This is a genomic window from Pedobacter sp., assembly GCF_039594775.1.
In the GTDB taxonomy this organism is placed as follows: Bacteria; Bacteroidota; Bacteroidia; order Sphingobacteriales; family Sphingobacteriaceae; genus Pedobacter.
In genome coordinates this window covers 542525-555190 of sequence record NZ_JBCNMT010000001.1, presented here as the reverse complement: position 1 = coordinate 555190, position 12666 = coordinate 542525, and the positions used below count along the sequence as shown (strand labels likewise).

At 41.4% G+C, this 12666-nt stretch carries 14 protein-coding genes; 11 read left to right on the top strand and 3 right to left on the bottom strand.

What is annotated here, in order from left to right; translation table 11 throughout:
* Window position 1 precedes the first annotated feature (1 nt).
* The 5 genes from ABDV71_RS02555 to ABDV71_RS02535 all read left to right on the top strand — a co-directional run bounded on the left by ABDV71_RS02555 (window position 2) and on the right by ABDV71_RS02535 (window position 2929).
* Complete coding sequence (locus ABDV71_RS02555; protein ID WP_343530856.1) at window positions 2-868, top strand: ATP-binding protein; 867 nt, start codon at window positions 2-4, stop codon at window positions 866-868.
* Window positions 868-1530: a hypothetical protein gene (locus ABDV71_RS02550; protein WP_343530855.1), complete on the top strand. Its 663-nt coding sequence runs from the start codon at window positions 868-870 to the stop codon at window positions 1528-1530. The genes ABDV71_RS02555 and ABDV71_RS02550 overlap by 1 nt, the downstream gene beginning before the upstream one ends.
* Window positions 1531-1540: 10 nt before the next feature.
* Window positions 1541-1897 carry a hypothetical protein gene (locus ABDV71_RS02545; protein WP_343530854.1) on the top strand — a complete coding sequence of 119 codons (357 nt, stop codon included), beginning with the start codon at window positions 1541-1543 and terminating at the stop codon, window positions 1895-1897.
* A gap of 12 nt (window positions 1898-1909) precedes the next feature.
* Window positions 1910-2113, top strand: coding sequence for a hypothetical protein (locus ABDV71_RS02540; protein ID WP_343530853.1), 204 nt, complete (start codon window positions 1910-1912; stop codon window positions 2111-2113).
* A gap of 171 nt (window positions 2114-2284) precedes the next feature.
* Window positions 2285-2929, top strand: a complete 645-nt coding sequence (locus ABDV71_RS02535; protein WP_343530852.1) for a DUF3164 family protein — start codon at window positions 2285-2287, stop codon at window positions 2927-2929.
* A gap of 123 nt (window positions 2930-3052) precedes the next feature.
* Here ABDV71_RS02535 and ABDV71_RS02530 read toward each other — a convergent pair whose 3' ends face one another.
* The 3 genes from ABDV71_RS02530 to ABDV71_RS02520 all read right to left on the bottom strand — a co-directional run bounded on the left by ABDV71_RS02530 (window position 3053) and on the right by ABDV71_RS02520 (window position 7235).
* Window positions 3053-6148, bottom strand: a complete 3096-nt coding sequence (locus tag ABDV71_RS02530) for a hypothetical protein (protein WP_343530851.1) — start codon at window positions 6146-6148, stop codon at window positions 3053-3055.
* A gap of 294 nt (window positions 6149-6442) precedes the next feature.
* The gene (locus ABDV71_RS02525; RefSeq protein ID WP_343530850.1) at window positions 6443-6925 is read right to left on the bottom strand and encodes a hypothetical protein; all 483 of its coding nucleotides are present in this window, start codon (window positions 6923-6925) and stop codon (window positions 6443-6445) included.
* A gap of 28 nt (window positions 6926-6953) precedes the next feature.
* On the bottom strand, window positions 6954-7235 hold the full coding sequence (locus tag ABDV71_RS02520; protein WP_343530849.1) for a hypothetical protein: 282 nt from the start codon (window positions 7233-7235) through the stop codon (window positions 6954-6956).
* 273 nt (window positions 7236-7508) lie between these two features.
* Here ABDV71_RS02520 and ABDV71_RS02515 point away from each other — a divergent pair, with 273 nt between their 5' ends.
* The 6 genes from ABDV71_RS02515 to ABDV71_RS02490 all read left to right on the top strand — a co-directional run bounded on the left by ABDV71_RS02515 (window position 7509) and on the right by ABDV71_RS02490 (window position 12666).
* Complete coding sequence (locus tag ABDV71_RS02515) at window positions 7509-7967, top strand: CHAP domain-containing protein (protein ID WP_343530848.1); 459 nt, start codon at window positions 7509-7511, stop codon at window positions 7965-7967.
* Between the two features lie 110 nt (window positions 7968-8077).
* A complete protein-coding gene (locus ABDV71_RS02510; protein ID WP_343530847.1) occupies window positions 8078-8515 on the top strand; it encodes a hypothetical protein in 438 nt (145 codons plus the stop codon).
* A 3-nt stretch (window positions 8516-8518) separates the two neighbouring features.
* Complete coding sequence (locus ABDV71_RS02505; protein ID WP_343530846.1) at window positions 8519-9688, top strand: DUF2586 family protein; 1170 nt, start codon at window positions 8519-8521, stop codon at window positions 9686-9688.
* 1 nt (window position 9689) lies between these two features.
* A complete protein-coding gene (locus tag ABDV71_RS02500; RefSeq protein ID WP_343530845.1) occupies window positions 9690-10100 on the top strand; it encodes a hypothetical protein in 411 nt (136 codons plus the stop codon).
* Window positions 10101-10102: 2 nt separating this feature from the next.
* Window positions 10103-10396 carry a hypothetical protein gene (locus ABDV71_RS02495; RefSeq protein WP_343530844.1) on the top strand — a complete coding sequence of 98 codons (294 nt, stop codon included), beginning with the start codon at window positions 10103-10105 and terminating at the stop codon, window positions 10394-10396.
* Window positions 10397-10680: 284 nt separating this feature from the next.
* Window positions 10681-12666, top strand: coding sequence for a tape measure protein (locus ABDV71_RS02490; RefSeq protein WP_343530843.1), 1986 nt, complete (start codon window positions 10681-10683; stop codon window positions 12664-12666).

The following is a 12666-nucleotide window of genomic DNA, read 5'->3' as shown; positions in this document are numbered from 1 at the left end:
AATGATTACATCAGCAACCAAAGAGAAGATAATAGCGGCCATTAGCACTCAAAGAAAATTATATAGTAGTGAAGCCAAACAAGCGCTAGCCCTAGGCATTAACTCGGCACAATTAAATAGAATTAAAAAGGGTGAATTTGAAACCGAACTAAGCAATGCCAATTGGATCAGACTGGCCAGAATACTTGATATCCAGTTTAGCGATGCTCCGCAATGGATTACGGCTAAAACGCCAACCTATAGCTTCATCTACCAACAATTGAGCGCCTGTCAAGCATCTAGCCTATCGGCAATGCTTTGTGACCTGCCGGGCATTGGAAAAACTTACACAGCCAGACAGTACGCCCAAGAAAACGCCAATGCCGTTTATTTGGACTGCAGCCAATACAAATCAAAGCAGAAGCTCATTAGGGCCATTGCAAAAGAATATGGAGTGACCTACACCGGCAGATACAATGAGGTGTATAACGATTTAATCTACTACCTGTTGAGCATTCCCTCCCCCCTAATCATACTGGATGAAGTTGGCGACCTCGATTATGCTGCCTTTTTAGAGCTAAAAGCGTTATGGAATGCTACCGACAAATGCTGCGCCTGGTACATGATGGGCGCTGATGGTCTCCGCGAAAAGATAGAACGTAATAAGCATTTAAATAAAGTAGGTTATGCCGAAATCTTTGACCGCTACGGAAATAAATACCAGGAAGTCGTTCCACAGGGCAAAGAAGCCAGAGAGGAGTTTTTGCTCAAACAGGTTAGCCAGGTAGCAAGAGCCAACGGCATCCAGGATATCCAAAAACTATATGCCAGATCTGGCTATAGCCTAAGAAGAGTTTACATAGAAGTACAAAAATTAAAAGTAGCGTAATGGAGATCATAGCACAAACAAAAAGGACCAAATCGCTTAACGACCTGCCCAGGGCAAAAAGCGCTAAAGAACTGCAGACCATGAAATTTAAAGCTTGGTCGTTCGAAGGGAAATGGAAAGATTTTTTGGGAACTCCCGAAACTACGGGCTGCTGGATGATATGGGGAAACTCATTTAATGGCAAAACAAGCTTTGTACTGCAGCTCTGCAAATACCTCTCAAACTTTGAAAACGTCATTTATGATGATTTAGAAGAAGGCTGGTGCCAGGACACCCAAGATGCGGTTAAAGCTGCTGGCCTAGACGATGTAGGAGGAAAATTCCTACACCTCCACAAAGAGCAGATTCCTCTTTTGAAAAAGCGTTTGCAGAAGCATAAAAGCCCCAATATAGTAGTCATCAACAGCCTACAGTACGCAGACCTTAACCTCAAAGGATATATGGAGTTAAGAGCAATGTTCCCCAAAAAGCTCTTCATCCTCATCAGTCACGCCGAAGGAAAGCATCCCGAAGGAAGAATAGCTAAACGAATTAGATACGACTGCGCCAAAAAAATTAGGGTTGAAGGTTTTAGGGCTTTCGCTCAGGTGAGAGGAAAAGGACTTGGCCAATACGACATATGGCCTGAAGGCGCCGCACAATACTGGAACGAACTACAATAAAGCACCAACCATGAGAGATTTTAACAAACATGTAAAACAAATGGCACAACATGTTAATGTGAACGAAGAGTTTATCAACAACCTTTTTCTAGACACTGCCAATGAATTTTTAAAAGACTATACCAACAACGAAAACCTCACAATGCTATGGAAAGCAACCCCAGAGTTTTGGGCTTGGTGGCAACAAATATGGATCAACAGGGATCGGATGATTTTAAAACGATACCCCCACCGCATCACCGCCAACCATCGTAGGGAAATGTACAAAGTATGGCATAGCCCTGAATTTATGCAGGCAAGGCCAAGTGCCAAAGCCTATCGAGCATTTATCTGCATCGCAAAACAAAAACGAGTATTCATCAAATAAACAATTCAGCATATGATTACCAATCAAAAAGTTGCGTACTACCAAGGCAGCGAAGTGCGCATCGTTAACCACAAACACCCACATTTTAATGCCGTAGGCAATGTATTAAGAGGCGAACAAACCCCAATGGGCTATGGGCTGGTCGTTAAGCGGTTCGATACCCAGGAAATCTTTTTCGTAATGGATGAGAACGACGTGAAAGTCACCAAACGCTAATGCTACAGCACCAGATCAAAACGCTCGATAATAAAATACAGATCAAAGCTAATGAACTAAATAGCCCAAAGTTAAGCCAAGAAGAAAGATTAACAAAAACCCGAGAGCTGATCGATCTTTTTAAAGAGCAGAACAAATTGTTAAAGCAAATATTCACAAAACCTTAAGAACATGAACATCAACACCATCAACGAGTTAAGCACAAAAGAGTTAGAAACATTATTAATCAGTCGTAAAAAACAGGAAAACGCAAAAAGAGAAGCCGATAAAAAAGTATACGTAGGTCAAAGGGACTATATCATTGATGAGTTGTTTTCTGAAGCTAAGGATTTGGCGCTTTCGGTAAGCAGGTTTAAACAAAAAATGCATTCGGTAATGGATATCCAAAAGCAGAAATTGGAAGAATACGGCGCTATTAGAAGCAATAGCAAAGGCGGTTTTTCCATTTTCCACAGTGATGGAATTACACAAATTACCCGCAGACGAGACACCGATCCTGTTTGGGACGAAAGGGCGCATAAAGCTGTTGAACTTATCAAAGATTTTTTGAGCGATACCGTTAAAAAGCGTGATGCCAAATTGCACAGCATCCTTTTAGGCTTTCTGGAACGTAATGCCAAAGGCGATTTAGAATATGCCAAGGTAATGGATTTGCTCAACCACGAAGATAAATTTGAAGACGCCCGTTGGTTAGAAGGTCTTCGTTTAATCAAAGAAAGCTACTCACAAAGCTTCAAGGCCTTTGGTTACGAGTTTAAACAAAAAGACAATTATGGAAAATGGAAAGCTTTGGCACTTAATTTTTCGAGTTTGTAATCGTAAAATCATCGAGAACTGCTCAATTTCATATCTGCAAAGAGCGTATTAGAAGCGGTTAAGACGGGTAGTCTTAACCGCTTTTTTTTGTTTCAAGCTAATGATTCTCCTTAACTCTTTTTATTAGTAAGCCGACAATACCCTCCAATATTTAACACCCGACTTCTGTACTACCTGAAATGTATAGGTACGATAATCACTTATTAATATGTTATTGAAAGTGCTTGAATGACCAGAAATCTTATTGCTGGTGGAACAAGTAATATTCACCACATCACTCATAGCAGATATAACTACCATCCTACCTGTGGACTCATAACTTGGGTCTGGCAGTGTCACAGTTACGTTACTACTAACCACAATAGTATAATCAGTACTTTTTACAACATAACTAGACGTTACTTCTTTAGCATTTGTAACTTGCATTAAACCATCAGTGCTAGGAATGGTTATGATGTAGTTTCCGCTCTTTTCTTCTGTCTGTAACTGTTCCTGCTTTAAAATCACGCTTTCTTGGCCATACTTGTTAAATGTTAAAGAATTTGTAGCCAATACTGCACTGCCAATGTATTCGTTGTTTATTACGATATTTGGGATCGTAGATTCAGCATCAAGAATTACATTCCTATCTACATCTTTTGTTAATTCCAACTTGCCCATTTCCAATTTTGCCCTGTCATCTCCACCATGACCCTGCAAAATCACGTGCGGCACGGGCTGGTCTATATGTACCTGATAAGTGACATCCGCTTCGCTACTAAGCCACATCGCAGATGTACCTATGACTCCTGTGAAACCACCATTATTATCTCTAAAAACGATTCCATCGGTTGTCAAGGAAGCATATTTTGATTCATCATAATTTCTCAGCTTAACTGCTCCAGACCTATTGACCTCAAATGCCGGCGCCAGATAGTCAACGCCCCAGGCTTCTATAGCATTACTTAGATCGGCATCATCACCCGCAAAATACCTAAATCCTCCACCGTCGTAAATATTGCGAGCATCCACGGTAACGCCATACGTATTGCTAGCAGGCAGTACAGTATTAGCTCCCGTAAATGTATTTCCTCCAGATAAATTTGCTTTTCCGTCCAATTGAGAAGTTAAAGCTAATACACCACTATAGCTAGGCAATCCCACTTCTATAGGGAATGCAGAGTTAGCAACAATAGTCGTATTATCCATCTTAATTTGTGATGAATTACCCTCTAAGTTGCCTAACACAATCTCACCACCTTTTATTGTTGCTACACCCTCATCAGACGTAACTTTTATTCTACCCCCATTAACATCAAGTTTTTCAGTCGGTGTGCTAGTACCTATACCAACATTACCGCCAAAATAACCCGTGCCTAACGAGGTAAAACCTCCATCTACCCTAAAAGCACTAGGAGTATAAACACCATTAGAAAATGCAGAACCTTGGTTTAATCTCAGATAACCTCCCGAAGCCTCCAAAGCAGTAGAACCATTAATAAGATAAGCATTGTCAATGGCTATGCCAATATTCCCGTCTACAAACTGGTTACCACTAAACGTGTTGCCTCCAGTTAAATTTGCCTTGTTACTCAAGTCTAAGCCATAATAAATAGTCCCCTCTGTCGCAGCCCTAGTGATAGCATCAGGCGTAGCGCTATCGGTAAGATAATTGGCTATGAACGTTTTTACAGACAGGTCTGCGTCTATCGTGAACTTAGAAAATGCCGGAGTAGAATTGTTCACCACCGCACCAACTGATGTTACATTAAAAGCTACTCCAGTTAAAGATCTTTCATTATAAAGAACCAGATTACCGACATAATTGGCGAGAGCATTTCTTATATTACCTGCAAAAAAAGCGTGCCTAATCTCTGTTGCCCTTAGGTTAAACACTGTTCGGCCAGAAAATATTGAAGTAGCCAGTCGATTAGATATGGTATTCTGAGAAAATGCATTACAACTTATGATAGAAGTGGCCACCGTAAACAAGTTATTGCCATTAATCGCGAAATTTACACTAGCCGTACCTGTATTCAATCCCTGGAAGATAGATGCGGTGGTATTCTGAAATATGTTGTCGTAAAAATATTGCGTCCCCCTTATAGAGGCCGTATTATTCGTTGACAGCCCGGTAAATTTATTCCTAACCGTCGAAAAGGACTGCCCATCGGTAAAGAACACATTATTGGGCAAAGACAATGCACCATAACTTCCATTTTCTATCACGGTGGAAAATACATTGTTATAGTTGCTAAATGTATAGGTGTCTATGAAATCTGAGGCATTTACAGGTATGGTTATTGTCATACCTGCGGCATTAACATAAGTTCTATTCGTGCTTAAATACGATAGGTAGTCGGTATTATCTCTTATCACCACTCCCCAATATGGATTATTGTCCAGAGTCGGGGTTTGAGTATCAGAGTGTGCCTGTAAACATACATATACAGTATTATTGTATTGTACAACATTGCTATAAGCATAGCTCGTACCACCCACCCACGCGATAGGATTTAATTTCCATCTGCGATATTTTACATTCCTAAAGTCGTTAGGTAGATCATTACCCCTAGTATTGTCAATACGTCTGGTGATATAACCTTTTGTAGAACCTGCTGAATTGCTTACGGCGTACCATATGGTATCATTTGGATATAGTGTACTATGAGCTTCAGTAGAAAGGGTATTGGTTGAAATGGCCATTACTATCAGAGGTTCTATAGAGCCGGTATTCAACACGCTTGTATTGGGTATAGTATGAATAGTTTGAAAGTCGGTGATAATGTAGTGTTGATTTACTTTTAAACCATTGCTAGCAATCAAAGCGGTAAGATCTGCATAAGTAACAGAAATGGCATTACTAACTTTGGCATTCAATGCCGCTTGCAAATCTCCCTGGTCTGATAAGTTACCTGTAAGATCTCCCCAAGCATTACTGCCTCCAGCTGTAAATGGCATCCAATCTACATTGGCCAAGCCTACGCCAAGGGTATAGGTACTATCTACACTGGCCGATTTAACCCGAACCAGCATTCCAGCTTTTCTACGCTCAACAGGAATAGCATTTCTTTCCTGCCAACTTGTGGTGGTCATTAAACCGCCGCGCCCCAAGCTATCCACATGAGTAGGATATTTATCCGTGGCACCATTGGGCTCTATACGCCCTAAAACTTTTACCTGGGCATTCGTAAATTGATATGCCAGAACTAAAATTAAAACAATGAGTGTTTTTTTCATTTTAAATATAATTGTTTATAAAATTGATTAATCAAATGAATTTCAATACAAAAAGGATAAAGCTTTGCTAAACAATAAACAATTTTGTTTATTTTTGTGATATGACAAAGACTTATCTAAAAGACCGAAACTTAGCCCTTAGGCGATATTTTGATGAATTATGTAAAAAGCATCCCGAATGGCGGCTCGATGCTTTGGAAGAAAAAACCGCTAAACAGTTTTATATATCCCAACGAACCGTAAGAGCCATTCTTAAAGAGCAAGGTTGTTATAGTGTTTAATAACCCAACCTTGCTAAACAAAACTAATAGTGGTAACAGGGTTGGCCATTTCCTGATATTTCGGAGCGGTTCTTTTGTAAATCGTAGAAATAAAGGAAAGCTTGTAGGCCAACAAACCATCCACTTCCGTCTCTATCGATTCGTCTAAAATCTGCTCCAGCGGCTTAAATAATTCTCCTTTTAAAAATCTTAGCTTCGCAGTAATGGCATCTATTAGATCCATCGCTACCAAACCATCTACCCCCACTACTTCTGGATTAGGGTGTGTCTCAAATAAATAAAGAGTAGCCTCGACCAAAGCACTTCCCTCTTGCATCTGTTCGCTCATGGCGTCCCACTGAATGGAAACCACCTTTACCAAACAAGCCACCGCATAGGGTGGATAACTTTCTTTTCCCGGGGCAAACTGATTGCGGTGCAAATCGACGTATCCAATCTCCGGAATAGTGATCAGCTCGTCCTTTATCGCTAAATAAACTTCTTTTCTTGGTGTCATAAATTCTGTTGTTAAATTTTCAGGTAGGTTATCTATAATTTGCTTTGACCACTAGGGTATTTTCGTCGCTAAATCTTAGCTCATCCACCCTCATTCCATCATATTCAAAATTGCGCCGTGCCTCTATCAACATAGCCACCATTTCTTCGCTGTTGAGCAAGTTGAACATGCCCACGCCCAGTTCCGGAAATTGCTTGTATTCGCCCTTCTCCGCAATTAAAATATGCTTTTGGTGATACTCGTCACTAAAGCCTACCATGAGGTCTCCTGCCTCAAATTCCAAATCGTTGTTAATAATAAAATCTTGCATTTTTTGATCTCTGTTTAGGACAAATCTCCGGCTATTTTAAGACTACAGAAAAAGTTAAAACAATGGTTGTATGGCTATTTGACAATCGTTGTAAGGATAGTGACAATCATTGTTTGCCGATTTTTTTAGCGTCCAAAAACCCATCAATTTTGTATCAACATCACCCCCCAAACACACGGTCTTTACATAGCACGGGTACTTAAAATTGGGGGAATGAAATCAAGCTTGAACAGCTTAAGTCATCAACCATTAAAAAGTAAAAGCAAATAAAAAATGAGCAGTTGGATAAGAATAGCACAAAGCCAATTAGGCGTACAAGAGTTCCCAAAAGGAAGTAACTCTGGCAAACAAGTAGAAATCTACTTAAAGTCGGTAGGCTTGGGCAAGGGATATGCCTGGTGCATGGCTTTTGTTTACTGGTGCGTACAGCAGGCCTTTTCTACAAAAGGACTAAACTCGCCACTAAAACGTACAGGGGGCGTAAGAGATCAGTACATTTTTTCGAAGAAATGGATTGTAAAGACTCCACAGCCCGGCGACATCTTCATGATGCTCTATAGCAACGGTTCTGGACATACCGGCTTTGTAGAAAAGCTTTTGCCTGGCGGCTATATACAAACCCTAGAAGGAAATACCAACGACGAAGGATCAAGAGAAGGTTACATGGTCTGTAGACGTGTAAGGGCGATATCAACAATCAACGCCTTTATACGGCTAGAGGAACCGCTTTAGCCTTTACGTTTTGGGTTGATAGCACTTTGTTTCGAACGCGTCGCTTTAGGGCGGCCGTTCGCAAACCTAGTGTCGAAATAAAATAGCGAATAAAAATTGAAAAAATTATCATGAAAAATTTCATTAAAAAACTGATTGAAAAAATAAAAGCACTTTTCCAGGTATTAGCTCCCTCTTATAAAAAGGCCCTAATATTTGCCGTTGCCGTAGTAGATACTGTATACACCGCCATCAATAACCCCATGGCCGATGTTTTAGTGACACTAACTAAAAATACTACCGACGACAAAATTTTGGCCTGGCTAAGGGAGCGTTTGCCAACCTTCCTCAAACAATTTAAGCTTTTTGCAGAAGTGGCAGATCTTACCGACCCCCAGGAAATAGTACTGAAAGTTTCAGAAATCTTACAAAACCTAGAGAAAGCCGACCGTAACGGTGAACGCCTGAAAATGGCCGTTGCGTTGGCCTTAGAAATTACTGCAGACGGTAAGTTGGATTGGGCCGATGCTGTAAAAATAATCCAATCATTAAAAGACAAAAGTATTTAAAAAATGAGTTTACCAAACATTTCATTTAACATCCTCAATGGAGGGTTGCTACAACAACCTGTAACGAGCGACAAAGTTGCGGGCTTAATTTTAACTGGAGCAGCAGTAGTTGGCAAAGTTCAACTTGACACACCTTACCAAGTGTTCAGTTTATCGGAAATCGAAGAGCTGGGCATCACGGCCGAAGGAACTAACGCCTTTGCCTACAAACAATTTGAACAGTTTTACACCGAAGCAGGACAAGGTGCCGAATTATGGTTCATGTTGGTAGCCAGCACAGTTACTTACACCACCATGCTGGATGTAACCACCAACAACGCCGTAAAATTACTCGATGCGGCAAACGGAGCCATTCGAGTTCTAGGTGCGGTTAAAACACCTCCTACAGAAGTAACGGCTACCGAAGGTTTAGATGCGGACGTACACACAGCAGTAGTAAAAGCACAAGCTTTAGCTGAGCATTATGCTACCAAGTTTATGCCCGTTAGAATCATGATTTCGGGTAACAACTACAGCGGTACCATTGCAGATCTGAAAGATTACAAAACCGCAGGTTTTAACCATGTAGCTTGTTTAATTGCCAACACAGATGCCAGTAAAGTAGCAGCGGTAGGTTTAGCATTAGGCAGATTAGCACATATTCCTGTGCAACGTAACATTGGCCGCGTAGCCGACGGACCGGTAGAAAGTTTAGCTGCTTATTTCACCAACGGCGTAAAAGCAGAAAGCCAACAAAGCGGCTGGGAGGCCATCCACAACAAAGGCTACATCTTTTTAAGATCTTTTGTAAGCAAAAGTGGCTACTATTTTAACGATGACGTAACCCTTACTGCCGCAACTGATGATTTTGTAAGCTTGGCTCGCGGCTTAGTGATTGACAAAAGCATTGTTTTAGGTTACGCCACCCTGGTTGAAAACCTATTGAGCGAAGTAGAAGTAACTGCTGATGGGAAAATCCATCCTGCAATCGTAAAAGGCTGGCAAGCGCAAGTGGAGCGAGCATTATCGACCATGGTAGAAGCAGGAAACCTATCTAATGCCGAGTGTTATATCGATGAGCAACAAAACATCCTAAGCACAGGAAAATTAGACGTGGCCATCAGGTTGCAACCAGTAGGCTATGCCAAACAAATTAACGTAAATATCGGATTTACCACCACAATAAATAATTAATATGTTTTCAAGTAAGCAATATGCATGGAGCGACATTAGCGTGTCCATTGGCGGAAAAGTACTACAAGGCATTACAGCCATTGAGTACACCCAAAAAAGAGAAAAAGAACTGATTTATGGCCGTGGCGACGACCCGCACTCTATTGGCCGCGGTAAAAATTCCTACGAAGGAAAAGTTTCCATTTGGCAAAGTGAATTAGAGGCCATGGTACAAAGTACTGCAAGTAAAAATGTGCTTTCCTTATCCTTTGATCTAATCGTTTCCTATGTTCCTCAAGATGGCGGCCCAATTGTGACCGACATCCTTCAAAACGTGGAATTTACCGAGGTAAAAAAATCGATAAAACAAGGCGACAAAAACATGGTCATCGAAATGCCTATCATTTTCACCAAAATTAAACCACAACAATAAAAATGAGTAAAGTAACAACCCAACAAATTGCCGAGTGGAAAAAGAAGCACGGCGATATTTTCAAAATCACAGTAGATGGCAAAGAAGCCTATTTACATAAACCAGACAGGAAAACTTTAGGTTATGCCACAACCCTAGCCAGCAACGAGCCACTAAAATTTAACGAGGTTCTTTTAAACAACTGCTGGCTAGGTGGTGACGCCGAAATCAAGACCGATGACACCTTGTTCCTGTCGGCATCCTCAAAATTGGCAGAGCTTATTGAGATTAAGAATGCCGAACTGGTAAAGTTGTAGAGGGGAGTGAAGTAAGGGACGGTGAATGGATAAGAATTTGTAATGCTCAATTACGCTACTATATGCACCTTGATCCAAATGTTCTTAGCGACCATGAATGGGCTAGCGCTATAAAGGACTTAGAGTGGATCCGAAAACAGGAAGCGAGTGCAAATTCTTTCTAAAAAACCACATCGGTTTTGCCGTCCCAAGCTTTACCAATAGCATGCCCCTCAACACAATAATTCATTTTTTTAAGCAATCTGCTTCTTAACAAGCACCTTTTTCCAATAAAAACTACTTCAATGGCCGATATCCCAAGCAATATTTCCTCTTTATCTGATAGAATGTCACGATTGATTATTCTTAACGATATTTTATCCAATCAATGGGATAGAATAAACATAGGTACACGTGCATTATCCAGTGCTTTTGAAGGTTTAGCAAGATCGGCAGATACCTTGATCCAAAGATTGGACCGCTTGGGATCACAGTCTGGTCTTTTTTCGGGAATGAGCTTAAGTTATGTAAGGGCCTATAGCAATGAAATTAGCCAAGTAAACACTCAAGTACGTCAGCTCAGCAATGTTGACAGCATCGGAAGTTTCGAATCGAGCATACAAAGTGTCAGATCCTATAGTAATGAGCTAAGTGCACTAAACATCCAAATGAACAATGCACAAACGACCGCGCCTACCGAAGCCCCCCCTGCTCCAGCCCATAGCACCTGGATAAGGGATGCGATGCCAAATATCGAGACAAACCCCTATAGAGTATTAGGGAATATTATAGGTAATGGGATGGCGGCCGACAAACAAAAAGGCAGTTTATTGGGCGCAGTGAAAGGAGATACAGAAAAAGCAAAATCCCTATATGAACAGCTCTCTTCCTACAGCTTAAAATCTCCATATGACAAAGCAGAGCTGATAGAAGTACAAAATACGATGATGAAGTTGGGCTTAAGTTCTGAAACGGCTTTAGGCAAACTGAAGAACATTGGAGACATCGCCCTAGGAAACGCAAGCAACATGTCGACACTATCCGATGCACTCGCCAAAGCCACTGAAAAGGGACAGTTACAAAAAGAAGAATATCAGAAGATGAAAGATGCTGGCTTTGATCCTTTGGAGGCCATTAGCAAAAAGACAGGAGAAAGTATAGAAAGCCTTCAATCTAGGATGGCAAATGGCGCTATCAGTGCAAAAGAACTTTCTCAATCTTTTGAATGGGCTACCCAGAGCGGTGGAGATTTTTACCAAGGATCAGAAAAGGCCGGTCAAAACCTAGGAACCAAATGGCAACAAATGCTCCGGGGAGTATCAGAAGTTTCCTTAAAAATTCACGAACTGATTGCTCCAGTACTTATGCCAATTGTTTCGGGCATCACCGTTGTTTTTGAGAAAATAGCCCAGGGAATTGGTTGGTTCATTGGTCAATTGCAAGCGGGCAATCCATATGTTGTTGCCGCAGCAATCATAATTGGTTCTCTTGCAGCAGCCTTGCTAATATTTAACGCTTATACAGAACTGGCGGCCATTGCCCAAAATAAATTATCTCTGGCCTTTTTAAAAAATCCAGTAGTATGGGTAATTGCAGCAATTATTGCACTCATTGCTGCCATCGCTTATGTAATTTACAAAACCGATGGCTGGGGCAAAGCTTGGCAGCACACTATCAACGCTGGCCGATACATATGGCAGGCATTCTGTGCTGCTGGCCAACTACAGTGGGACATCATGGTTAACGGAATCATGATCGGACTTAATTTGATTAAGAGAGGCTGGTATATCTTTAGAAATAGCGTAGGCCTAGGGGATAGAAAAGAAAATAATGCCGCTATTGCCGAAATAAATGCAGACATGAGGCAGCGTGCAGTTGCAGTTGCCCAAGGAGCAGCAAACGTAGCCAGACTCACCGCAAGTGCTGGACGAGAGATGCGAGCAGCAGCCGGCTCTTTAAGCTGGAATAACGGACGAAACCTTTCAGACCTGACAGCGGGATTTAAAAAACAGCTTGGAATATCTGATGCACCAGGCCAACCTGCGACAGCTAAAGGAGCCGGGATTGAAGGCTCAAACACTTCCACAGGCAACCCTATTCGAGGCACAACAGATGGTATTACGGGTGGAGGTGGCAGGCCAAGCATCATCACCATCAACCTGGGCAAAATGCAAGACCAAATCGTGATCAATGCTATTACCGCTGGAGAAGGTGTCAACAGTATGCGTCAACTATTAGAAGAAGAATTAAACCGATTATTAGGCTCAGTGGCTGCCATGCAAACCACATAA

Bases quoted from the DNA above. Each gene is read 5' to 3' on its own strand.
- ABDV71_RS02555 (WP_343530856.1), top strand. From the start codon at position 2: ATGATTACATCAGCAACCAAAGAGAAGATAATAGCGGCCATTAGCACT.
- ABDV71_RS02550 (WP_343530855.1), top strand. From the start codon at position 868: ATGGAGATCATAGCACAAACAAAAAGGACCAAATCGCTTAACGACCTG.
- ABDV71_RS02545 (WP_343530854.1), top strand. From the start codon at position 1,541: ATGAGAGATTTTAACAAACATGTAAAACAAATGGCACAACATGTTAAT.
- ABDV71_RS02540 (WP_343530853.1), top strand. From the start codon at position 1,910: ATGATTACCAATCAAAAAGTTGCGTACTACCAAGGCAGCGAAGTGCGC.
- ABDV71_RS02535 (WP_343530852.1), top strand. From the start codon at position 2,285: ATGAACATCAACACCATCAACGAGTTAAGCACAAAAGAGTTAGAAACA.
- ABDV71_RS02530 (WP_343530851.1), bottom strand. From the start codon at position 6,148: ATGAAAAAAACACTCATTGTTTTAATTTTAGTTCTGGCATATCAATTT.
- ABDV71_RS02525 (WP_343530850.1), bottom strand. From the start codon at position 6,925: ATGACACCAAGAAAAGAAGTTTATTTAGCGATAAAGGACGAGCTGATC.
- ABDV71_RS02520 (WP_343530849.1), bottom strand. From the start codon at position 7,235: ATGCAAGATTTTATTATTAACAACGATTTGGAATTTGAGGCAGGAGAC.
- ABDV71_RS02515 (WP_343530848.1), top strand. From the start codon at position 7,509: ATGAGCAGTTGGATAAGAATAGCACAAAGCCAATTAGGCGTACAAGAG.
- ABDV71_RS02510 (WP_343530847.1), top strand. From the start codon at position 8,078: ATGAAAAATTTCATTAAAAAACTGATTGAAAAAATAAAAGCACTTTTC.
- ABDV71_RS02505 (WP_343530846.1), top strand. From the start codon at position 8,519: ATGAGTTTACCAAACATTTCATTTAACATCCTCAATGGAGGGTTGCTA.
- ABDV71_RS02500 (WP_343530845.1), top strand. From the start codon at position 9,690: ATGTTTTCAAGTAAGCAATATGCATGGAGCGACATTAGCGTGTCCATT.
- ABDV71_RS02495 (WP_343530844.1), top strand. From the start codon at position 10,103: ATGAGTAAAGTAACAACCCAACAAATTGCCGAGTGGAAAAAGAAGCAC.
- ABDV71_RS02490 (WP_343530843.1), top strand. From the start codon at position 10,681: ATGGCCGATATCCCAAGCAATATTTCCTCTTTATCTGATAGAATGTCA.